Genomic DNA, 23,520 nt, shown 5'->3' with positions numbered 1-23,520 from the left:
GGACTTATACAATAATATCGTTCTGCATCCTGGGCTTTCGGCTAAAAACTTCTCTGCCGAAGGCCCATTTCAAAAAAAGGAAACAAAAGGGACAAAATTTAGGGAGAAAAGCTATGGAGAAAGCGATCAAAAGATACTTTCCGATCTTCGTACTGCCGACGATAGCGGCATTTACGATCGGATTCATCGCCCCGTTCCTTGTGGGGATTTATCTTTCGTTCTGTAAGTTCACGACGATTACAGATGCGCGGTTTATCGGCTTCGGAAACTATGGCAGGATCTTTTCGGATGGCGGCTTCGTGCACTCTCTCTGGTATACAACTGCCTTCACCATCGTGACGGTGCTCCTGATCAATTTCCTTGCCTTCGTTGTGGCGCTGGCACTGACGAGGAAGATCAGGGGGACGAATCTCTTCCGAACCGTATTTTTCATGCCGAACCTGATCGGCGGCATCGTACTCGGCTATATCTGGAACCTGCTTCTGAACGGCATCCTCGCACATTGGGGAAAGACTCTGACCTATTCGGCGACCTACGGCTTCTGGGGGCTGGTAATCCTGCTCCTCTGGCAGCAGGTCGGCTACATGATGATCATCTACATTGCAGGGATTCAGAACATTCCGGGGGACCTGATCGAAGCAGCGAAGATTGACGGAGCGAATAAGTGGCAGCAGCTTCGTTTCGTGACGATCCCGATGCTGATGCCGTCCATCACCGTCTGCACCTTCCTGACGCTGACGAACGGCTTCAAGCTCTTCGATCAGAACCTCGCGCTGACGAACGGCGAGCCGGGGAATATGTCGGAAATGCTCGCTATGAATATCTTCACGACCTTCTATGGCAGACATGGCTGGGAGGGCGTCGGACAGGCTAAGGCGGTAGTCTTCTTCCTGATCGTAGGAGCGATTGCCATTACACAGAACTATCTCGCGCGGAGAAGGGAGGTACAGCAGTAATGAATAAGAAAGCGCTGAACAATTTTCTGACAGTATTCTTTTCCATCCTGTCGCTTGCCTACATTTACCCGATCGTACTCGTGCTGCTGAATTCCTTTAAGAAGAAGGCATATATCTCGAAGCGGCCGTTCCGGCTCCCCGAGGGGAAGACCTTCGTGGGAATGGAGAACTATATCAACGGCATCCGGAAGACCGGGCTGATCGAGGCGGCAGGGGTCTCTCTGTTCGTGACTGTGCTGTCGGTGCTGGTGATTATCGTCTGTACCTCGATGTGCGCATGGTATATCATGCGGGTACACAACCGGACGACGCAGGTGATCTATTACCTCTGCCTATTTTCCATGATCGTTCCCTTCCAGATGGTAATGTTCCCGCTGTCGAAGATCGCGAACATGCTGAAGCTCTCCAATCCGCTGGGACTCGTGGTGATATACCTCGGCTTCGGCGCGGGACTGGCGGTATTTATGTTCACCGGCTTCGTGAAGTCGATCCCGCTGGAGATCGAGGAAGCGGCGATGATCGACGGCTGTACGCCGATTCAGACCTTCTTCCATGTGGTGATGCCGATCATGCGTCCGACGGCGATTACGGTGGCGATTCTCCAGACGATGTGGATCTGGAATGATTATCTGCTTCCGTCTTTGACGCTGGATCTGAAGAAGTACAAAACCATTCCGATCGCCGTGCAGTATCTGAAGGGCGGATACGGCTCCGTCGATATGGGGGCGATGATGGCGGTTCTGGTGCTTTCCATCATTCCGATCGTGATCTTCTATGGCTTCTGCCAGAGATATATTATTGAGGGAATCGTGGCGGGAGCCGTAAAGGGATAAGCTGCGGAAGCATAAAGACAATACAGACAATACAGATCATACAGCAGGAGCGCAGAAAATGTCGGAGCAGAACAGAAAACAGAACGACAGCGGAGCGGCATGGGAGCGTGCGGCAGGAGTACTGATGCCGATTTTTTCCCTTCCGGGAAAGTACGGAATCGGGACGCTGGGCAGGGAGGCACGGAAATTTGCGGATTTTCTCGCCGGAGCGGGACAGAAATACTGGCAGATCTTGCCGGTAGGTCCCACCGGCTATGGGGACTCGCCGTATCAGAGCTTCTCCACCTTTGCGGGAAATCCGTATTTTATCGATCTGGAAACCTTGACAGAGGAGGGGCTGCTGCGTGCGGAGGAGTGCGATTCCTGCAACTTTGGGGCAGAGGCACAGCGGATTTCCTACGGTGCGCTCTATACGGAGCGTTTCTCACTGCTGATGCGTGCCTATCGTCGTTTTCAGGCGGCATATGACGGGGTGCGCGGCGGGACGGAGTCGCTTTTGGCAGCGGGAGAGGAAAAGAATGGGACGTTTCTGCTGACGGCGGCAGAACGGAGGCAATATGAGGACTTCCTCCGGGACAACGGCTTCTGGCTTCCCGCCTATGCGGAATACCGCAGCAGGGCAATGGCACTTCCGACAGAGTTTTTCCTCTTCGAGCAGTATGAATTTCGGAAGCAGTGGAGTGCCCTGAAGGCGTATGTCAATGCGCTGGGCATCGAGATCATCGGAGATATCCCGATCTATGTCTCGCTGGATTCCTCTGATGTGCGGACAGATCCGAGACTCTTCCAGCTGGATGAAAACGGGGAACCGAAGCAGGTGGCGGGCTGTCCGCCGGATGCCTTCTCCCGGACAGGACAGCTCTGGGGCAATCCGCTCTATGACTGGGGCTACCACAGGAAAACCGGCTACGAATGGTGGATCCGTCGGATGCGGCACTGCTTCTCGCTGTACGACATTGTCCGTGTGGATCACTTCCGCGGCTTCGACGAATATTACGCGGTTCCGTATCCCAGCACCGATGCAACGGGCGGACACTGGGAGAAGGGGCCGGGCATCGAGCTTTTTCGGCATTTGAAGAGAGCGCTCGGGGAGGGACGGCGTATCATCGCAGAGGATCTTGGCTATGTGACTGATTCCGTGCGGAAGCTGGTGGAGGAAAGCGGCTATCCGGGGATGAAGATACTGGAGTTTGCGTTCGATTCCCGGGAGGAGGCGGACTATCGCCCTGTGACATGGCGGGAAAATACGGTTGCCTATACCGGCACACACGATAACCAGACGCTCCGGGCATGGCTTTTGGAGATCTCGGAGGAGGATCGGCGGATGGCAGCGGCTGCGCTGCAATGCAGCGCAGTGGAAATGCTGCATTCCGACTATGTGACGGCGTTCCTTCGCATGACGCTGAAGGCACGCTCCAATACCGTAATCATTCCGCTTCAGGACTACATGGGGCTCGGAGGAGAGGCGAGGATCAATACACCGTCTACATTGGGCGGGAACTGGACCTACCGCTTCCGGAGCGAAGACTTTACTGCTGCATTACAGGACAGAATCGCAGAGCTTACGAAGGAGAGCGGCAGATGGAGAGAGAAAAGCTGACGATAAAGGAGATTGCGAAGCTCGCGGGCCTGAGCGTATCGACGGTTTCGCGTGCCATCAACAATCATTACGACATCAAACCCGAAACGAAGCGCAGAGTCGAGGAAATCATTGAGCGGTACGGTTATGTGCCGAATAACTCGGCGCGGAATCTGAAGATCAGCGATTCCAGAAATATCGCCGTGCTCGTTAAGGGCATCACAAACCCCTTTTTCACAGGGATGATACGAGTGCTGGAGGAAGAGTGCTCGAAGAAGGAGTATTCACTGGTGCTGCAGCATGTCGAGGAGAAGCAGGATGAGATCGAGGTCGCGGCGCTTCTTGAACGGGAGAAACGGCTGAATGGTCTGCTTTTCCTCGGCGGTTCTCCGCTCCGATCCGCGGAGAGGCTGCGGCGGATTCAGGTGCCGTTCGTCTTTTGCTCCGTGGCGATGGATCCCGGGCAGGACCTCGCCGACTACGACTATGTGACGATCGACGACCGGAGGGAGTCGCGGAAGATCACGGATTATCTTTTGGAGAGCGGCAGGAAGCGCATCGCGATCCTCAGCGCAAGCGAGGAGGATGAAAGCATCGGCGCGCTCCGTCTGCGCGGCTATCTCGAGTCGCTGATTGCCCATGGTATTTCTGCCGATCCGGCACTGATCGTTCGTCCGGCATGCGCGGAGCTGACCTATACCCATAAGAATGGCTATCTTGCTGTGCGGCATCTGCTCGAGCAGGGCGTCGACTTCGACGCAGTCTATGCGATCTCGGACCAGATGGCGATCGGCGCAATGCGGGCACTGCAGGATTCCGGGATCCGGATTCCGGAGCAGGTGGCGGTGGCGGGCTTTGACGGGCTGGACACCGGTCGCTTCCTGATTCCGTCTCTGACGACGCTGGCACAGCCGGTGGAGCGGATGGCGATGGAGTCCATCACACTGCTTTTTGCGAAGCTCAGCGGCGAAGCGGAGGTGCAGGAGCGCTGTCACCAGATCTTCGCAGGAGAGCTGAAGAAGCGGGAAAGCGCCTGAGAACGGGGCTTCCATAGTTTGCGGGATAGGCTGCGATAAAATGTATACAATATTACGGCCGAAATGATCCGCGACCATGCCGCTTGGAAATTCCGGCAGTATCGCGGCAGTACAAAATACCGTGAAAGCCCTTCATTTGTCAATGCGGGAGGCAATCGTCCGCAGGATATGCAAGCAACGCGATATCCCATGGCTTCGCATCTGCCTGAGGCTCTATGTGCTCTTGTTGGAAGCTTCGCAGGAGATCTCGAAGCTCTGCCGCCTCGGCATCGCTGAGATAAAAAATAGCGTTCATAAAATCTCCCGATACAGCAGGCTTTTCTGCTTTTTCAGCAAGCTCGGAAAGATAATCCCGAAAGCCCTTCCGGCTTTCAGAGAGGGAGTAATCGGCAAGGAGCATTTTTTCTTCGTACAGATCGTCTTTGCAGTCTCCTTTAAGATTCATGATGCAGGGGGCTTTTCTATAGAAGCTTGCCCGTATGCCTCGTATCATTGCCCTGTGATCCAGCTCGACGATGCCCAGCTTTTTCAGCTTCCAGATGTGGTAGGTGACGGAGGACGCAGAGATATGCAGGAGATCGGAGATCTGCTTTGGCGTCAGAGGAAAATGCCTTGCATTTTGTGCTATTCCGCGCGATAATATCAGATATGCATACAAGGGAAGAGAGGGAGGAAGAAAAAGTGGAGAATATCGCGAAATACATTGATCATACGATTCTGAAGGCAGCTGCAACGGAGGCGGAGGTGCGGAAATACTGTGCAGAGGCGAAGGAGCACGGCTTTCACTCTGTCTGTGTGAATTCCTGCTATGCGCCGCTGGTATCGAGAGAGCTCTCAGGAAGCGGCGTCACCACCTGCTGTGTGGTCGGCTTTCCGCTGGGGGCAATGCTGACCAGCGCCAAGGCGTTCGAGGCGAAGGCAGCCGTCGAAGCGGGAGCAGGAGAGATCGATATGGTCATTCACGTCGGCGCGCTGAAGGATAGGAAGGACGACCTTGTGCGGGAGGATATCCGCGCGGTCGTAGAGGCGGCGAAGCCGGCGCTCGTGAAGGTCATCATTGAGACCTGCCTGCTCACGGAGGAGGAGAAGGTCAGAGCCTGTCGGCTCTCCGAGGAGGCAGGCGCCGCCTTCGTGAAGACCTCGACCGGCTTTTCTACCGCCGGCGCGAAGACGGAGGATGTTCGTCTGATGAAGAAGACTGTCGGCGACCGCTTAAAGGTTAAGGCATCCGGCGGGATCCATACGCCGGCGTTTGCCCGCGAGCTGATCGAGGCAGGGGCAGACCGTCTGGGAGTGAGTGCAGGGATGCAGGTGCTCGGCTGACTGATTTCCCGAGAGCAATCGTTTCTGTTTCGGCGAATTGCGAATGGCTTAGCTGAACTGTTACAATAAAACTGTATATAAAATCTATAGCAGGGGATTCCGCGCGGCATATATGCACCGGAATCCCCTGCTTGCTGTATAAGCTCCTGTACAGCGACGGAAGGTCATTCCGCAAGCAGCGGACGAAGTTTCGCAGCAAGTGCCTCGCATTCCTCCTCGGAGAGCCTTCGGAGCTTCGGATCCATCGCGAAGGTGCCTCCCCATTCGAAGCCGTCCCGGTATTTCGGGACGAGGTGCATGTGGAGATGGTGTCCGGTGTCCCCGTACATTCCGTAATTCAGCTTGTCCGGCCGGAAGACCCTGTGGATCGCGTTTGCGGTCTTCACGATGTCGGCGAGAAAGGCGGCTTGATCTGCCTCGGAGAGCTCCGGCATCTCGGAAACATGATGCTTCGAAGCGACGATGCAGCGCCCCGGGTGGGACTGCTCCTTGAAAAGATAAACGGTGGATGCCGGAAGCTCGCAGATCTCGTAGCCGAACCTCGCGACGAGCTCCCCCTTCATGCAGTAAGCGCAATCTGTATTCTGACTCATATCGTATCCTCCTGTGCTGAGACGGTACAGCTCCTTGTTTTTCCAAGTATAGCATCTGCGAGAAACTGCTGCAAGAAAAACTGTAAGCGGTTACAGAACGGGGCGGGCGGGACTGGAAATTTGAGGGAAACTGTATTATGATGTAACAATTCAGATGAACAGATTTTATGAGCAATTCGATGTCGCAGGTCTGCCTTAGGTCTGCCTGTCGAGGCGAGACCCTATGATACCTTGTGACGGAAGAAACAGAGAGGGAATGAGAGAAGGAATGCCGGATTTCGTGCAGGAGGGGAAAATGCTGAATTTTGCCAGCGATTATACAGAGGGCTGCCATCCGGAGCTGCTCCGGAGGCTTTGCGAGAGCAATATGGAGCAGCTTGGCGGCTACGGAACAGATCACTACACGGCTTCCGCGGCGGAAAAGATTCGGCAGGAGGTCGGGAGGCCGGAGGCGGCGGTCTATTTCCTGAGCGGAGGCACGCAGACGAATCAGGTCGTCATTGACAGCATGACGGAGAGCTATGAGGGCGTGATTTCCGCGGCGACAGGGCATATCGCCGTACATGAGGCGGGGGCGATCGAGTACAGCGGGCACAAGGTTCTGACGCTGCCGGGGCGGGAGGGAAAGCTCTCGGCGGCAGAGGTACGGCGGTTTATCGACGCCTTCTATGCGGACGGGAACTACGAGCATATGGTCTTTCCCGGGATGGTCTATATCAGCCAGCCGACAGAGTACGGGACACTTTATTCCCGGCAGGAGCTCACAGCGCTCTCGGAGGTCTGCCGGGAGAAGCATGTCCCGCTCTTTCTGGACGGCGCGCGCCTCGGCTATGCACTGGAGAGCCGGGAGACGGATGTGGCGCTGCGGGACATCGCGGCGCTCTGTGATGTGTTCTACATCGGCGGCACCAAGGTCGGCGCGCTCTCGGGAGAGGCGGTGGTATTTCCGAAGGGGAACATGCCGCGGCATTTCCTGACTTTGGTGAAGCAGCATGGCGCACTGCTTGCCAAGGGGCGGCTTCATGGCGTGCAGTTCGACGCACTCTTTACCGATGGGCTCTATTTCAGGATCGCGCGGAACGCGATCGAGCGGGCGGAGGAGCTGAAAGCCGTGCTTCGGGAGTTGGGCTTCCGCTTCTATCTCGATTCCCCGACGAATCAGCAGTTTGTGATTTTTCCGAATGAGAAACTGGGACGGCTCGGGGAGCAGGTTCTCTACGGGTACATGGAGGCATATGACGCGGAGCACACCGTAATCCGCTTCTGTACGAGCTGGGCGACGACAGAGGAGCAGATCGCAGCGCTTCGCAGGGTTCTGGAGTCGCTGTGAGCAGTCAGGTGAATTTTTTCTGACGATTTTTTACGGTTCCGCGAAGTCTATTGAATCTGCGCTCCTTTCCTGTTACAGTGTATAAGCTCCCTGTCTTATGGTACGGGAGAGGCGAGAGCACGCACAGGATCGAGATCCGGAACGATGCCGGCATTTCCGGTATGATGCTCCGTGAGATTGACAGGGAAGGAGTATTTCAATATGGTGAAAAATAGGGAGAAGATGCTGACGGCAGCGCTGCTTTTGAGCTTTGCGATGGGGACGACGATACCCGCCTACGCGCTGATCGGGCCGGGCGAGGGGATGGGCTCACAGGGCGGGATGGCACAGTCGCAGACGGATCAGAATCCATGGTCAGGATATCGCAATGCAGACGGCTCTGCATTTTCCTATCTGGAGAGAGGAATTTCCATCTCGAAGTTCCAGAACCAGAAGGGTGCGATTGACTGGAGCAAGGTGAAGCGGGACGGGATCGATTTCGCGATTGTCCGTATCGCCTACGGTCTGACGGAGGATCCGTATTTTGACCAGAATGTGAGCGGCGCACAGAATGCGGGACTTAAGGCCGGCGCATACCTCTGTGCGACGGCGAAGAATCTGGACGAGACAATCGCGGAGGCGAACCTCGCGGTTTCGAAGATCCGGAAGTACCGGCTCGGCTACCCGGTTGCTTATGACATGGAGGTCAACGGTATGCTCTCCGAGGGAGCGACGCCGGAGCAGCTCACGGAGATGGCGAATAAATTCTGTGAGATTGTCGCCGCGGCAGGCTATACGCCGGTTGTGTACGCCAATACCAACTGGCTGAAGAATCATCTCCGGGTATCCAATATCCCCTATGATATCTGGTTTGCCGCCTATCCGGAGGACAAGGTATATCGTCCGGTCAGCGGCACGAATACGACAATCTGGCAGACCGGAGACAACGGCGTCGTGAAGGGGATCGTCGGAAACGTGACCACGGAGTTTTCCAACAAGGCCTACGGCGGCGGGAATCCAGAGCGGAAATATGCGGCAAGCAGCGTCAGCGGAAACAGCGGGGTGATCTACGGCGGCGGACTCTCCTTCTCGGACGCGGGGCCCGCCGCAGCCCGGAAGTCCGGCTGGGAGCAGGAGAAGGACGGCAGCTGGTTCTACTATGAGGATGGCGCGAGGGCGAAGGGCTGGAAGCAGATCAAGGATCTCTGGTACTATTTCCGGGATGACGGCAGCATGGTGAACGGCTGGGTGGAGGTGAACGGCAGCTGGTATTATATGGACGTGGATAACGGCTATATGAAAACCGGCTGGAGGCTGATCAATGATCTTTGGTATTATATGGATGAGAACGGCGTGATGCTCTCGAACACGACGCGCAGCATTAACGGGATCGAGTACAGCTTCAATGAGACGGGAGCCTGCACGAACCCATAAATGAGCATGGCAAGGAGGGAAGGCGATGAAGCGAAGGACATGGCTTTTCGTGGTACTGTGTTTCCTGCTCCTCGGAGCGGCTCCCGCATTTGCGGCGGGGACGATCGACACGGTGCGGATCGACATCGGGCCGAACGATGCGGAGGAGATGCGCCCGGGACAGGTCTACTCGGGGGCGGAGCCGCAGACCTATGACCAGATTTATTATGTGTACGACTACAGCGTGAGCGGCTCTCGCTCCAAGCCGAAAAGCTCGTATTCCTATAAGATGGATGTCCGTCCGAGCGCAGGCTGCAGCTTCTCCGGGAGCTGCGCAGTGGAGGTGCGGGGCGCGTATGAGGTGACGATCGACTCGCGAAGCGCGGATCGCATCCGGCTGACGGCAAAGACCTACCCGTACTATGTACTGAAAAACCCGACGGATATTAAGCGGGATGGGGACAACTACAGATGGGCGAAGGTGGAATATGCCTCGGAATACGATGTGCTGATTCTCTATGAGGACGCAGACGGAGACGAGCATGAGAGCAAGCGTTCGACCTCCAGCCGAAAGATCAATGTTTCTTCCTATGAGAACAACAACAGAAGCCTGAAAAATGTGCTGATCCGCGCGAAGCGGGGCTCTGACCGTGCCTCGGGGTATATTGCCAACGGACTCTATGTGGATGAGAGCGGCACTGTGGATACAGAGCATTCTGATGAGGTTTTTTCCTTCCGTATCGTGACAGCGCGATCCAATGCGATCGCGACCGCACAGAGCGGCGGCACGGTATCGAGCGGTCTCCCGACCAGGGGAAGCGCGGGAGGGCCGGGAGTGACCGGCAATAACCCGGTCTCGAACAGCACGAACTGGAAGACGGAGAACGGGAAGTGGTACTATGAGCAGAACGGCAGGCGGCTGCGCGGCTGGATCAACCCGATCGGCTCCGAGTGGTATCTCATGGGAGAGGATGGTGCGATGCGCTCCGGCTGGCAGCTGGCAGACGGCTACTGGTACCTTCTGAATCCGCAGCATGACGGGACATTTGGAAAAATGCTGACCGGCTGGTGGCAGGTAAACGGAAAGTGGTATTATCTGAATCCCTATACGAAGAATGGGATGCCGTATGGGGCGATGTTTGCGAACGGCATGACGCCGGACGGCTATCTCGTCGGTACGGACGGTGCGTGGCTTGGATGAGAGAGAAAGGCGGTAATATAGGAATGATATGTAAAACCGGGCTTCTGGCGATACTGCTCCCCGTGCTTCTGGCAGGAAGCCTCACATTTCCTGCGGCGGCAGAGCCGGGAACAGAGACGAGCTATGTGGAGAGCGGACAGACACTGGAGCAGGCGAGCAGGCAGGGGCTCAGAGAAGCGGCGAGTACGCCTCGGGCGGAGAATCCTGCGGGGGTATCCGCGCCTTTTATGAGGAGCTATGATCCTGCCGCTGGCTATACCGTAATCGGGAGAGCCGGCGCAGTGCAGACGCATACGGAATCGATCGGGCTATCGGACGGCGCTTCGATCACGATGCTGAAGGGAACGGAGACGGGACAGCAGCTCTGCCTCGTGCTTTCGGATGGGAAAGGGCATCTCGTCATCGTGGACGGTGGGCAGAAGACGAACGCAGGGTATCTCGCGCGTTATATCAAGGCGCACGGCGGTAAGGTGGATGCCTGGCTCCTGACACACCCGCACAGCGATCATGTCGGCGCACTGGCGGTCATGCTGGAGCAGCAGAAATCCGGCGGGCTTTCAGACTACGCGGGCATTTCCATGGGGGAGATCTATCACAGCTTCGCGCCGATGGACTTTTACCAAAGGGAGGAGGAAGCGTACCGTCTGCCGATGATCGAGGAGATCTACCGGGATATCGCGGACTATGACCAGACGAAGGTGCACTATAATGCGCCGGCGGGAACGCTTCTCGATATCGGAGGCATCCATATCGAGATCATGAATCAGGCATACCAGTTCTCTGTGGATTCCGGAAACAATAGCTCCATTGTGTATAAGATCACGATTGGCGGTAAGACGCTGCTCGTGACCGGGGATCTCCCGTATGAGGCGGCAGAGCAGCTCCTCCGGGATCGCGGGGCGGAGGCGCTTCGGGCGGATATCGTCCAGATGGCGCATCATGGGCAGCATGGCGGCAGCCCGGCATTTTATCAGGCGGTCAGCCCGGAGTATGTGCTCTGGCCGACACACCAGGCACTCTGGGCACAGGTAAACGACGGCTTCTCGGAGGAGCAGGAGACCTATACGATCGCGCTCACGAAGCATTGGATCGACGGGCTTTCTGTTCGCAGAAATTTCGTGATGGCAGAGGGAGACTGGACGCTGAACTAGACATCCGTATTTGATTCGGGTATACTTTTGGCAAAGGCTGAGGGTATGCCCTTCTTTTATTTTAGGGCGGGAAGAGCCGCGGTATGAGAGCGGCGGCTCCAAGGAGTGAATATGAAGAAAACGGCATTGGTTATCATGGCGGCGGGGCTGGGCTCCCGCTTCGGCGGAGGGATCAAGCAGCTGGCGAAGCTCGGGCCGGGCGGAGAGGTCATCATGGAGTATTCCGTCTATGATGCGATCAAGGCAGGCTTCGATAAGGTGATATTTATCATTCGCAGGGAGATCGAGGCGGATTTTCGTGAGATCATCGGGAATCGTGTAGAAAAGCATATCCGGTGTGAGTATGCGTATCAGGAGCTTGCAGATCTTCCGGCGGGCTTCTCTGTACCGGAGGGCAGGAGGAAGCCATGGGGAACCGCGCACGCGCTCATTCAGGTGAGAAGGCAGATTGACAGCCCGTTCGCGGTCATCAATGCGGATGACTTCTACGGCAGAGAGGGCTTCCGGCTGCTCCATGATTATCTGACAGAGAAGCTGGACGAGTCGAAGCCGTACTTCGATATCTGCATCGCGGGCTTTCTGGTCGGGAACACGCTTTCGAAGAACGGCGCAGTGAACCGCGGTGTCTGTGAGACCGGAGCGGACGGGACACTCTCTGCTATCCATGAGACCTATGAGATCCGGGAGGAGAGAGATGGCATTTTCGGCCGCAGGGCGGACGGGACGCGGGTGGAGGTCAGACGGGACGCGATCGTCTCCATGAATATGTTCGGTCTGTCCGAGGGCTTTCTGGACAGTCTGGAGCGGAATTTCCCGGCATGGCTCAGCGTACATGGGGGAGAGCTGAAATCCGAATATCTGCTTCCGGCGGAGATTGATGTGCTGATGCAGGCGGGGAAGGCGAGAGTCTCCGTGCTGCCCGATCATGATCGCTGGTTCGGAGTGACGTATCAGGAGGACAAGGCGGCAGTGCAGCGGGCGCTTCGCGCGCTGCACGCGCAGGGCGTATATCCGGAAAGATTATTCGACTGAGGGCTATGACAGAGGGAAACAGAGAATCCAGAAAACAGGAGCTCCGCAGGCGTATGGTGAATGCGGAGGAGCTTCCCCGACAGGAGAGGAGATCCCGGAGACGACAGGGCAGGGGGCGCTATGTGCTGCTGCTCCTTCTGTTCCTCGTGCTTCTCATGCTGCTTCTTGCACTGCATTGGTTTTTCCGGAGGGAGCTTCGCAGCGTACAGCGTGGCTGGAGCATGGAGAGCTTTGCGGAGGGCGGCGTGCAGTCGGATTATGAGGAATATTTTCCTTACATAGACGGGCTGCTCCGTGTGACGCGGGACGGTGCGGGGTATATCAACGGCGCGGGGAAGACCGTATGGAACCAGTCCTTCGAGATGGCGGAGCCATATGTCGCGATCAGCGGAACATTCGCCGCGATCGCGGATCAGGGCAAAAATGCGATCTATATCATGAATGCGGCAGGGACGACAGGGCAGGCGGAGACCAGCCTTCCGATCACGAAGCTCAGCGTCTCCGAGACCGGTGTCGTGTACGCACTCACAGAGGATCGCGAGGCGAGCTATATTACGGTTTTTACCAAGGAAGGCGGCACACTGGACATTTCCATCAAATCCATTCTGGAGGGTGACGGCTATCCGCTGGATATCGCGGTTTCACCGGACGGGACAGAGCTGCTCTGTTCCTTTGCGTATCTGGAGAATGGCGTGCTGCAGAACCGGCTGGTCTTCTACAATCTTTCCGAGGTCGGACAGAGCGCGGGAAGCAACCGTGTGGTCGGCGGCTTTTCGGATGATTTCAAGGGACATCTGTGCGGACGGGTTCGCTTCTCCGGGAATGCGCTGGCGCAGGCGTTCTATGATGGAGGGGTTGCGTTTTTTTCAACGAAGCTCCTGACGAGTCCCGCGCTTTTATCGAAGCAGGAGACAACGGAGGCGATCCGTTCGATCGCCTATTCCGGAGACTATGTGGGGGTCATCACTGATACGGAGCAGGAGGGAAGTACGGAGCCGTATCGTCTCAGCGTCTACCGTACGAATGGGCAGAAGTGCTATGAACGTCTCTTCGCCTTTCCGTACAGCGGCTTCACGCTGGACGACGGCAGAGCGATTCTGTATCGGGAGCAGGAGCTCTGTATCTATGATCGGAGGGGGAAGATACGTTTCTCGGGCACGCTGGAGGCACCGGTTTCGGAGGTGAAGATCCTCTCGGACAATGCCTTCGGTATGCGTCTCATGGTTGGAGGTGGCGGCAGAATGGAGAATATCAGTCTGCGCTAGCCTCTCGCGCTGCTTCCGAACCGCTTCGTGCTCCATGCCTGCCTGCGATCCCTGATCGCAGGAGCCCAGCGGCTTTGAGCGATTCGGGGCAATGGCCTGCGATTGCTTCTTTGTGGGCGTGTCATGAAATCTTTTGCGCACTGGGATGCAAGCCTCCCGTGTGCGCAGACGTATGACACCGGAATTGTTGCGTTAAAAAATTGACAGACAGAAAGAATGAGGCTACACTATTCCAGAGCAGACAAGGGAAGCGCCGGGATCTGGAGAACGGGCGGCGCTTCCTCATATAAAAAGGGGAAAAGAAATGCGGTATTGTGTGGGTTTTGATGTAGGCGGAACGACCGTGAAGTGCGGTCTCTTCAATACGGCGGGAAAGCTTCTCGATAAATGGGAGATTACGAGCCGGAAGGAGGAGGACGGCAGGTTTATCCTCACAGATATAGCGGCATCGCTTCGTGGGAAGATGGAGGAAAAGGGAATCGGGGAGGAGGAACTCCAGGGGATTGGGCTCTGTGTCCCGGGACCGGTGGAGAAGGATGGCTTCGTACATGTCTGTGTGAATCTGGGCTGGAAGAACCGCTATCCGGCACGGGAAATGCAGAAACTGCTGGGCGGCAGGATTCCCTGTAAGGTAGGAAATGACGCGAATGTGGCGGCACTCGGAGAAATGTGGGTTGGCGGCGGCAAGGGCTATTCGAATCTTTGTATGGTGACACTCGGTACCGGTGTCGGCGGCGGCATTATCCTGAATGGAGAGATCATCGCCGGTGCACACGGAGCTGCTGCGGAAATCGGGCATATCCATGTCCGGGACGAGGAGACAGAGGCCTGCAACTGCGGAGGGTATGGCTGCCTTGAGCAGGTCGCGAGCGCGACCGGCATTGTACGGGAAGCGAAGCGAAATCTCGCGCTGTCCGGAGAGGAATCCGCGATGCGTGCCTTCGGAGAGCAGCTCTCCGCGAAGGATGTCTGCGACTGTGCGAAGGCGGGAGATCGGCTCGCAGTGAAGACGATGGAGACGGCGCTCCGCTATCTCGGGCTCGTTATGGCGCAGATATCCATGACAGCGGATCCGGAGGTTTTCGTCCTCGGCGGCGGGGTGTCCAAGGCAGGAGAGTATCTGATCAACGTGACAAAGCGGTATTATGAAGAATACACGCCGCTGCTTATCGTGAAGGCAGAGCTTCGGCTGGCAGAGCTTGGCAATGATGCCGGGATCTACGGCTGTGCGCGGCTGGTGCTGTAATTCATTTTTGCGGCGGCAGAAAAGGGAAGGATGAATACAAAGGCATTCAAAACACTGGAATTCAATAAGATACTGGAGCGGCTGGAGGGCTGTGCGGATTCACAGGAGGGGAAGCGGCTTTGCCGTGAGCTCCGACCCTCCTGCGAGATTTCGGAGATTCGCAGTCTGCAGGAGGAAACGGCGGCGGCGGTGAATCGGATCCGCCTGTACGGAGGCCTCAGCTTTTCCGGAGTGCGGGATGTGAGCGCTTCGATTCAACGGCTTTCTCTCGCGGCAAGCCTCAGCATTCCGGAGCTCCTCCAGATCTCCGGGCTTTTGACCGCCGCGGGACGTGCACAGGCATACGGCAGGGAGGATGCGGACGAGAAAACACAGCGTTTGCTCCCGCGCGCTGTCCGGCTGGAGCAGCATTATACCAAAAACAAACGGGAGGGCGTCCCGGTGGATGGGCAGGAGACGGAGATGGACGCGCTAAGCGGATATTTCCGGGAGCTTGCACCGCTCAAGACGGTGAACCGGGAGCTCACGCGCTGCATCCTCTCGGAGGATGAGCTGGCTGATGATGCGAGTGAGGGGCTGCATCAGGTTCGGCGCAGGATACATCAGCTTCAGGAAAAGATCCATACAGAGCTCTCCGGCATACTGAACCGTTCCCGCAGCCTCCTGCAGGACGGCGTCATTACCATGCGGGACGGACGCTACTGTCTCCCGGTCAAGGCGGAGTACAAGGCATCCTTTCCGGGGATGGTGCATGACCAGAGTGCGACCGGCGCGACACTGTTTATCGAGCCGATGAGCGTCGTGAGGCTGAACAATGAGATCCGGGAGCTGGAGAGCGAGGAGAAGCGCGAGATCGAGAAGGTATTGAGGACGCTTTCGGATGCTCTCCTTCCGTATTCCGCGGAGATTCTCCGGGACATTCGGCTGCTGGCGCAGCTGGACTTCAGCTTTGCGAAGGCGAAGCTCTCGCACGCGATGCAGGCAACGCAGCCGGTATTCAATGACCGCTTCTATATCCATATCAAGGACGGGCGCCACCCCCTGATTGATCCGAAGCGGGTCGTGCCGATCAGCATTTATCTTGGGGATACGTTTGAGCTCCTGATTATTACGGGGCCGAACACCGGCGGAAAAACCGTCTGTCTGAAGACGGTGGGGCTCTTTCAGCTTATGGGACAGTCCGGACTCTTCATCCCTGCCTTTGAAGGCTCGGAGCTGGGCGTATTCCAGGAAATTTTCGCGGATATCGGGGACGAGCAGAGCATCGAGCAGAGTCTTTCGACCTTCTCCGCGCATATGACGAATACGGTTCGGATTCTGGAGCAGGCGGACGCGCACAGCCTCTGCCTCTTCGATGAGCTCGGCGCCGGAACAGACCCGACGGAGGGCGCGGCGCTCGCGATGGCGATCCTGAACTTCCTCCATAATATGAAGACTCGCACGATCGCGACGACCCACTATGCGGAAATCAAGGTCTACGCACTTTCCACAGAGGGCGTAGAGAATGCGAGCTGCGAATTCGATGTGGAGACGCTGAGCCCGACCTACCGGCTGCTGATCGGCGTTCCGGGAAAGTCCAACGCCTTCGCGATTTCCCAGAAGCTGGGGCTTCCCGGCTATATCATCGAGGATGCGCGGGCAAGACTTGCGTCCGAGGATGTCCGGCTGGAGGATGTCATCGCGAGCCTTGAGGAGAGCCGCGTCACGGCAGAACGGGAGCGCGAGGAGATACAGCGCTACAGGACGGAGATTGAAGAGTACAAGCGGCGTGCCAGAGAGTCCTCGAAGGGCGTCGAGAAGGGGAAGGACAGAATCCTGCAAAAGGCGCGGGAGGAGGCCGCAACGATCCTCGCGGAGGCGAAGGAAACGGCGGATGCGATCGTGAAGGAGCTCCGGAAGCAGGAGCAGAACGGCGCGGCGACCATCGAAGCGGAGAAGACGCGGACGAAGCTGAACCAGAAGCTGCGGGCGACACAGGCGGCGATGAACACGGGGGTGGTCAAGGGCCCGGCACAGCCGCTCTCTGCGAAGAATATTCGGGTTGGTGATACGGTGAGGGTACTCTCCATGAACCTGAACGCGACGGTTTCGACGCTGCCGGACAGGGACGGAATGGTCTATGTTACCGCAGGAATCATTCGGACAAGGGTCAGCATTCGTGAGCTGGAGCTCGTGCAGCATGCGAAGGGCGGCGGGACAGTGCCCCGGAATGACGCGGGACGCAGCAGGGGCGCGGGAGCGATCAGGATGTCCAAGGCGATGGGGATTTCCCCGGAGCTGAATCTCATTGGGAAGATGACGGCAGACGCGCTGCCGGAGCTGAACAAGTATCTGGATGATGCCTGCCTCGCGCACCTGCCGCAGGTACGTATCGTACATGGGCGCGGTACCGGTGCGCTAAAGAAGATGGTGCATACCGCGCTGAAAAAGAACAAATATGTCGAGTCCTTCCGTCTCGGCGAGTATGGCGAGGGCTCTGACGGCGTGACCATCGCGTTTTTCAGAAAGTAAGCGGACAGGAGAGAGGAGAGGCATGGCAGAGAAGCAGAGAATATTGATCGTGGATGATGACAGCTCCATCTCGGAGCTGATTTCCCTCTATCTGAAAAAGGAATGCTTCGATACGAGAGAGGTCGCGGATGGGGAGGAGGCGCTGCGCGCCGCAGAGGAATACAGGCCGAATCTCGTCATTCTGGATCTGATGCTGCCCGGCATCGACGGCTATGAGGTATGCCGGAGACTGCGCGCGGCTTCATCGGTTCCGGTTATCATGCTCTCCGCGAAGGGGGAGACCTTTGACAAGGTGCTCGGGCTCGAGCTGGGTGCGGACGACTATATGATCAAGCCCTTCGATTCCAAGGAGCTGGTCGCACGGGTGAAGGCAGTGCTCAGACGGTATCAGGGCGTCACTGCGGGGAAGCCTGTGCCAGAGCCGATGCGGAGTCTGGAGAATGAGGATATGCGCCGGACGGGAAAGTATATCGAGTATCCGGAGCTCATCATCAATCAGAGCAATTATTCCGTCTTTTACAAAGGACGGCTTGTGGAAATGCCGCCCAAGGAGCTGGAGCTGCTCTATTTTCTCGCGAGCTCACCGAATCAGGTTTTCACAAGAGAGCAGCTTCTGGACCATATCTGGGGTTATGAGTTTGCCGGGGATTCCCGCACCGTGGATGTCCACATCAAGCGCCTGCGTGAGAAGGTTTCCGGCAGCGAGAGCTGGGAAATTGCGACAGTCTGGGGAATCGGCTACAAATTCCGTGTTTCGGGCTGAACAGAGGGACAGGGTGTGAAGAGGGATGAAGCGTTCCTTATTTCTGAAATTTCTGCTTGCCTACATTCTCTTTGGCGTATTGGGCTTCGTATCGATCGCGAGGCTCTCTTCGGACATGACCTACCGCTATCTGATACGGGAGCAGGCAAACAATCTGTATTCTGAGGCAACGCTGATCTCTACCAGTTATTCGGATTCACAGAGCCTCTACCTTTCGGAGGAGATGATTAACGAGCAGATGAAGGCGGTTTCGACCTTCCTTCATGTAGAGATATGGCTGGTAGACAGGGACGGGATGATCATCTCCGATTCACGGCAGGAGCTGAAAAAGGGGCAGACCATACAGAGCTTCGACCCGACGATGACCGGGAACCAGAGGTATCTGGAGGGTGATTTCCATGGCATGTTTTCGGAACCGGTGCTGACCGTGGCAGCACCGATCACGAGGGGCTACAGCACGAGAGGCTATGTACTGATTCACATGCCGGTGCAGAACATCCTCGCCTCTCAGTTTGAGATTCTTAACATCGTTTATATAACGGGACTCATCATTTTTCTGCTGTCCCTCATTATCCTGCTGGTTTTCTACATTATCGTGTACCGTCCGCTCCGCCGCATTACCGAGGGCGCGATGAGGTACGCGGAGGGAGACTACAGCTACCGCATCCGGAGCCGCTCTCATGACGAGATGGGCTATCTTGCGGAGACGCTGAACTTCATGTCGGAGGAAATCGCGAAGGCAGACGACTACCAGCGGCAGTTTGTCGCGAATATCAGTCATGACTTCCGTTCGCCGCTGACCTCGATCAAGGGCTATCTGGAGGCAATTCTGGACGGGACGATCCCGAAGGAGCTGGAGGAGAAATATCTCCTTCGGCTCATTGCCGAAACAGAACGGCTGACGAAGCTGACGCAGTCGATGCTTTCCCTGAATTCCACAGAGCAGAAGGGGCTTCTGATGCGGACGAACTTCGATATCAATCGGGTCATCAAGGAGGTCTGCGCGAGCTTCGAGATGACCTGTCGGAAGAAGAATATGACCTTCGAGCTGACCTTCGCCGCGAGGAAGGAAATGGTTTACGGGGACTATGCAAAGCTGCAGCAGGTTCTGTATAATTTGATTGACAATGCGCTGAAGTTCTCCGATCCGAGCACAAGCATCCTGATTCGGACGGGGCGCAGCGGCACGAAGGTTTTCGTTTCCGTGAAGGATAGCGGGATCGGCATCCGGAAAAGGGATCTGCAGAAGATCTGGGATCGCTTCTATAAGACGGATCAGTCTCGCGGCAGGGATAAGCAGGGAACCGGTCTCGGACTTGCGATCGTGAAATCGATCGTGAGCGCGCATGGGGAAAATATCGACTGCGTCTCGACAGAGGGCGTGGGGACAGAGTTCACCTTTACCCTGCCGGCAGCGCAGCAGGAGATCGGATAGAGAGCAGGACGGATAAGGCAGAGTGAGAAACTGTAGAAAAATATGGAAGAAAAGAAATTCATCAAGGAGAATATCGTCGGGAGGAGAGAGAGCTGGAAAAAGCGGCTCCGGCATTATCTGAGAGTTGTGCTGTCCGCTCTTCTCTTCGGACTGCTCAGCACGGGCGTTTTTGTGCTGGCAGAGCCTCGCTTCCGCACGCTTTTTGCGCCTCCGGAGACGGAGACGGTGGCATTTCATACGGAGCAGAGCATAGAGGAGACGACTGTCTGTGCGAGCGAGACGGAGACAGAGCCGATCGAGGAGCTCGTACAGTCGGAGCTCCAGAATTATCATTTTTCCGTGTCGGACTATGAGAGCATGATGCAGAACCTGAAGCAGCTCGGAAATGAGGCAGAGAAGTCGCTGGTTGAGGTGACGAAGCGCGTCAGCAGCTCGGACTTCCTCGGCGGAGAGACCTCCTCGGAGGACAGCTATTCCGGCATTATCCTGACGGTGACGGACAATGAAATCCTGATGTTTACGATGGCGGAGGCGGTGCAGGGCGTGACGAAGCTGGAGGTCAGCTTCCTGCGGGGTAATCGTTATGAGGCGGCGCTGAAGGCGATCGATGAGCTGGACGGGCTCGCGGTGATCTCGGTTCCGCTCAAGAATATCATGGAGAAGGATCGTGGACTGCTCCGTGCGATCCCGCTTGGGAATTCCAGAGCTCTGAAGCGTGGAGACACGCTGATTACCGTCGGAGCGCCTGCCGGAGGACTTTACTCGACGGCGCTCGGTGCTGTTTCTTATCTCAGCTATCATCAGCCGGCGGTTGATTCCACGCTGGAGGATATCCGTGCCGATCTTCATGCGGCCCCGGCGAAGGGCAGCTTCGTCCTGAATACCTCCGGAGAACTGGTGGGCTGGGCATCGGATCGGCTGGGGGAGTCTGCGAGCGGATTTTGCCGGATTGCGGGACTCTCCGATTTCCTGAGCCGTCTCGAGCTGCTGAGCAACGGCCGCCGTGTGCCCTATATCGGGGTGGAGGTTCAGGAGGTCAGCACCAATATGGAGCGGCAGGGTATCCCGAAGGGAATCTATGTCCGGAGCTGTGTGACAGAGTCTCCCGCATATATGGCGGGGATTCAGGCAGGCGATATCATTGTCGGGCTCAATGAGACGGCGCTCGACAGCGTGGACAGCTTTGTATCGGAGTTGGAAAAGACAGCGGTGGATGATACAATAAGCCTTACTGTGCAGAGAAGCAGAGGGCAGGAGTATGTCGAGCTGCGCTTCCCGGTCACAGTGGGAGGACGATGATGGAATTTAATGCTTTTTTTGCGCAAAGGAAAAGGGAAATGAAGTATATCGAGAACTTTCACGATGGAATGCGGGTTTCGGACGTCTATCTCGTCAAAACGAAGAACGCCGCGCTCACGAAGAACGGAAAGGAGTATCTGAATATCACGCTTCAGGACAAAACGGGCGTAGCGGACGCGAAGGTTTGGGAGCCGAATTCGCCGGGCATCAACGACTTCGACGTGATGGACTATGTCTATGTCGAGGGCAATGTGACCGTCTATAATGGGGTGAACCAGCTGAGCATCCAGCGGCTCTCGGTCGCAAAGGAGGGAGAGTATGAGCCGAAGGATTATCTTCCTACCTCGGGAAGGGATATCCTGGATATGCGGAAAGAGCTGGAGGCGGATATTCAGTCCGTGAAGGATCCGAACCTGAAACGACTTCTTTCACTGCTCTTTCTCGAGAACAGTGATTTCTACAGGGAGTTTTCTGTCCATTCTGCGGCGAAGTCCGTACATCATGGCTATGTGGGCGGGCTGATGGAGCATACTCTTTCTGTCGCGTCGATCTGCAGCTATTTCGGCTCGCATTATCCGGATTTGAACCGGGATCTGCTGCTGACTGCGGCGCTCTGCCATGATATCGGCAAGGTGCGGGAGCTGACGGCATTTCCGAGGAACGATTACTCGGATGAGGGGCAGCTGATCGGGCATATCGTCATTGGCTATGAGATGCTGATGCAGGTAATTCGGCAGATTCCGGATTTCCCGGAGACGCTCGCGGCAGAGCTGGGACACTGCATCCTGTCGCATCATGGGGAGCTGGAGTACGGCTCACCGAAGAAGCCGGCGCTGATGGAGGCGATGGCGCTTGCCTTCGCAGACAATGTTGACGCGAAGCTCCAGACCATGCGAGAGGCACTGAGCGGTGCGGAGAAATCCGGCAGAGCCAATGAAAACGGCGGATGGATCGGCTTCAATCGTTTGATCGATTCCAATTTGAGAAAAACACAGGGCAGGTAAATGATCGGGAAGAATCAGGAGTTCGAGCTGGAGATCACGGATCTCTCGGAGGACGGGCTGGGAATCGGAAGGAAGGACGGCTTTGTCTGGTTCGTAAAGGACAGCGCTATCGGAGACCGTGTGCGCGTCAGCGCGATGAAGGTGAAGAAGCGCTATGGCTTCGCCAGGCTCCGGAGCGTGCTGCGGCCTTCTCGGGACAGAGTGGAGAGCCCCTGTCCGATTTCCCGCCGCTGCGGGGGCTGCCAGCTCATGGAGATGTCCTATGCGGCGCAGCTTCGCTTCAAGCAGGACAAGGTCTATCGTGATCTCCTGCGCATCGGCGGGGTGGAGGAGGATGTGCTGAAGCGGACTTTCGAGGATATTGTGGGAATGGAAAGTCCGATTCGTTACAGAAACAAAGCGCAGTTCCCAATTTCTGTCAATAAGGAGGGAAGACTGACCGCCGGCTTCTATGCCGGACGAACGCACGCCGTCATAGCGTGTGAGGACTGTCTGCTGGGAGCTTCGGAGAACGCGCTTCTGCTCCGGACGATATTGGACTGGGCGGAGCGGTACGGGATCGAGGCATATCATGAGGAGAGCGGAACGGGGCTTCTCCGCCATGTGCTCCTTCGGAAGGGCTTCCGGAGCGGAGAGCAGATGGTCTGCCTCGTCGTAAACAGCCGGAGTCTCCCGCATTCGAAGGAGCTGGTCACAGCGCTTACCTCCGGTAAAATCGCCTCCCTCTCCGTCCGGAGCGTAAGCTACAGTATCCATACCGGACGGGATAATGTAATCATGGGAAGGGAGCTCGTAAATCTCTACGGTCCCGGCTATATAGAGGACAGTATCGGGCAGGTTCGCTTCCGGGTCTCGCCGCTTTCCTTCTATCAGGTCAATCCGGTACAGACGGAGCGAATTTATGCAACAGTGCTGGAGTTCGCGGCGCTCAGCGGTCGGGAAACAGTCTGGGACATGTACTGCGGCATCGGGACCATTTCCCTTTTTCTTTCCCAAAAAGCAGGAAAGGTATACGGCGTGGAGATCGTTCCGGAGGCGGTTCGGGATGCCCGGGAGAATGCAGAGCGGAACGGTATCACGAATACCGAGTTCTTCGCCGGAGCGGCAGAGGAGGTGCTGCCGGCATGGTACGCTGCACATCCTGAGGAGCAGATTGATGTGGTTTGCGTAGACCCCCCGCGAAGGGGGCTCGAGGAGCGTGCGCTGGAGACGATCGTGCGGATGCGCCCGGAGCGGCTGGTATATGTGAGCTGCAATCCGGCAACCCTTGCCCGGGATGTGAAGTATCTCCGGGGACGGGGCTATGAGCTCCGCAGAGCGCGCCCTGTGGATAATTTTCCGGAGACGGTGCATGTGGAGACGGTAGTTTTGATGTCAAGGAAAGATAAATAAGAGCCAGAAAGTGGCGTATTTCCGGGCTTTTTCGGAAGTTTGGATTTGAAGCCAGACTTCTGAAAAAGCTCGGTTTTCTTATATTGAAACATATCTACTGCAAAAAGTGTGTCAGGTTGTGACCTCGGATTAGATGTCACAATTTGAGACAGTGGATTAGATGTCAGGCATTTTGAGA

The 23,520-nt window shown here is 56.5% G+C and carries 20 protein-coding genes and 1 pseudogene; 18 read left to right on the top strand and 3 right to left on the bottom strand.

Annotation, left to right across the window (positions count from 1 at the left end):
- Window positions 1-113 precede the first annotated feature (113 nt).
- Genes HW273_RS00100 through HW273_RS00085 form a run of 4 tightly spaced genes read left to right on the top strand, consistent with a single transcriptional unit; the run spans window position 114 to window position 4,405 of the window.
- Window positions 114-956 carry a carbohydrate ABC transporter permease gene (locus HW273_RS00100; protein WP_179009604.1) on the top strand — a complete coding sequence of 281 codons (843 nt, stop codon included), beginning with the start codon at window positions 114-116 and terminating at the stop codon, window positions 954-956.
- Window positions 956-1,789, top strand: a complete 834-nt coding sequence (locus HW273_RS00095) for a carbohydrate ABC transporter permease (protein ID WP_179009602.1) — start codon at window positions 956-958, stop codon at window positions 1,787-1,789. The genes HW273_RS00100 and HW273_RS00095 overlap by 1 nt, the downstream gene beginning before the upstream one ends.
- A 58-nt stretch (window positions 1,790-1,847) precedes the next feature.
- Window positions 1,848-3,389, top strand: coding sequence for a 4-alpha-glucanotransferase (gene malQ, locus HW273_RS00090; RefSeq protein ID WP_179009600.1), 1,542 nt, complete (start codon window positions 1,848-1,850; stop codon window positions 3,387-3,389).
- A complete protein-coding gene (locus HW273_RS00085; protein ID WP_179009598.1) occupies window positions 3,371-4,405 on the top strand; it encodes a LacI family DNA-binding transcriptional regulator in 1,035 nt (344 codons plus the stop codon). Before malQ ends, HW273_RS00085 begins: the two co-directional genes overlap by 19 nt.
- A 139-nt stretch (window positions 4,406-4,544) precedes the next feature.
- On the opposite strand, the gene HW273_RS11435 is transcribed toward HW273_RS00085, so the two are convergent.
- Window positions 4,545-4,700 carry a hypothetical protein gene (locus HW273_RS11435; RefSeq protein WP_243206706.1) on the bottom strand — a complete coding sequence of 52 codons (156 nt, stop codon included), beginning with the start codon at window positions 4,698-4,700 and terminating at the stop codon, window positions 4,545-4,547.
- 225 nt (window positions 4,701-4,925) lie between these two features.
- Window positions 4,926-5,063, bottom strand: a pseudogene (locus HW273_RS11820) (hypothetical protein); the annotation flags it as partial.
- Window positions 5,064-5,086: 23 nt separating this feature from the next.
- Between HW273_RS11820 and deoC the strand changes: the two are divergent.
- Window positions 5,087-5,728: a deoxyribose-phosphate aldolase gene (gene deoC / locus HW273_RS00075; RefSeq protein WP_330603844.1), complete on the top strand. Its 642-nt coding sequence runs from the start codon at window positions 5,087-5,089 to the stop codon at window positions 5,726-5,728.
- Window positions 5,729-5,892: 164 nt separating this feature from the next.
- Here deoC and HW273_RS00070 read toward each other — a convergent pair whose 3' ends face one another.
- A complete protein-coding gene (locus HW273_RS00070) occupies window positions 5,893-6,321 on the bottom strand; it encodes an HIT family protein (RefSeq protein ID WP_179009591.1) in 429 nt (142 codons plus the stop codon).
- 295 nt (window positions 6,322-6,616) lie between these two features.
- On the opposite strand from HW273_RS00070, the gene HW273_RS00065 reads away from it, so the two are divergent.
- The 13 genes from HW273_RS00065 to rlmD all read left to right on the top strand — a co-directional run bounded on the left by HW273_RS00065 (window position 6,617) and on the right by rlmD (window position 23,342).
- Window positions 6,617-7,651 (top strand): threonine aldolase family protein, encoded by a 1,035-nt coding sequence (locus tag HW273_RS00065; RefSeq protein WP_179009589.1) that lies wholly within the window; start codon window positions 6,617-6,619, stop codon window positions 7,649-7,651.
- Between the two features lie 201 nt (window positions 7,652-7,852).
- Complete coding sequence (locus tag HW273_RS00060; protein WP_179009586.1) at window positions 7,853-9,064, top strand: GH25 family lysozyme; 1,212 nt, start codon at window positions 7,853-7,855, stop codon at window positions 9,062-9,064.
- 25 nt (window positions 9,065-9,089) lie between these two features.
- Window positions 9,090-10,244, top strand: a complete 1,155-nt coding sequence (locus HW273_RS00055) for a hypothetical protein (RefSeq protein ID WP_179009584.1) — start codon at window positions 9,090-9,092, stop codon at window positions 10,242-10,244.
- A gap of 23 nt (window positions 10,245-10,267) precedes the next feature.
- Window positions 10,268-11,395, top strand: coding sequence for a ComEC/Rec2 family competence protein (locus tag HW273_RS00050; protein WP_243206705.1), 1,128 nt, complete (start codon window positions 10,268-10,270; stop codon window positions 11,393-11,395).
- Window positions 11,396-11,506: 111 nt separating this feature from the next.
- On the top strand, window positions 11,507-12,427 hold the full coding sequence (locus tag HW273_RS00045) for a nucleotidyltransferase family protein (protein WP_179009582.1): 921 nt from the start codon (window positions 11,507-11,509) through the stop codon (window positions 12,425-12,427).
- A gap of 5 nt (window positions 12,428-12,432) precedes the next feature.
- Window positions 12,433-13,692 (top strand): DUF5711 family protein, encoded by a 1,260-nt coding sequence (locus HW273_RS00040; protein ID WP_179009580.1) that lies wholly within the window; start codon window positions 12,433-12,435, stop codon window positions 13,690-13,692.
- Between the two features lie 304 nt (window positions 13,693-13,996).
- The gene (locus HW273_RS00035; protein WP_179009578.1) at window positions 13,997-14,938 is read left to right on the top strand and encodes an ROK family glucokinase; all 942 of its coding nucleotides are present in this window, start codon (window positions 13,997-13,999) and stop codon (window positions 14,936-14,938) included.
- 30 nt (window positions 14,939-14,968) lie between these two features.
- Entirely contained in the window at window positions 14,969-17,449 is a 2,481-nt protein-coding gene (locus tag HW273_RS00030; RefSeq protein ID WP_179009565.1) for an endonuclease MutS2, read from the top strand.
- A gap of 22 nt (window positions 17,450-17,471) precedes the next feature.
- Window positions 17,472-18,212, top strand: a complete 741-nt coding sequence (locus HW273_RS00025; RefSeq protein ID WP_179009563.1) for a response regulator transcription factor — start codon at window positions 17,472-17,474, stop codon at window positions 18,210-18,212.
- Window positions 18,213-18,237: 25 nt separating this feature from the next.
- Window positions 18,238-19,647: a sensor histidine kinase gene (locus HW273_RS00020; protein ID WP_179009561.1), complete on the top strand. Its 1,410-nt coding sequence runs from the start codon at window positions 18,238-18,240 to the stop codon at window positions 19,645-19,647.
- Window positions 19,648-19,689: 42 nt separating this feature from the next.
- Window positions 19,690-20,946: a S1C family serine protease gene (locus HW273_RS00015; protein WP_179009559.1), complete on the top strand. Its 1,257-nt coding sequence runs from the start codon at window positions 19,690-19,692 to the stop codon at window positions 20,944-20,946.
- A gap of 38 nt (window positions 20,947-20,984) precedes the next feature.
- Entirely contained in the window at window positions 20,985-21,950 is a 966-nt protein-coding gene (locus HW273_RS00010; protein ID WP_179009557.1) for a 3'-5' exoribonuclease YhaM family protein, read from the top strand.
- A gap of 3 nt (window positions 21,951-21,953) precedes the next feature.
- On the top strand, window positions 21,954-23,342 hold the full coding sequence (gene rlmD / locus HW273_RS00005; protein WP_179012349.1) for a 23S rRNA (uracil(1939)-C(5))-methyltransferase RlmD: 1,389 nt from the start codon (window positions 21,954-21,956) through the stop codon (window positions 23,340-23,342).
- Window positions 23,343-23,520 lie beyond the last annotated feature (178 nt).

Origin of the sequence: Oribacterium sp. oral taxon 102 (assembly GCF_013394775.1) — a bacterium.
GTDB lineage: Bacteria > Bacillota > Clostridia > Lachnospirales > Lachnospiraceae > Oribacterium.
Note: the sequence above shows the minus strand (reverse complement) of the source record. Positions and strands in the feature narration are given on the sequence as shown.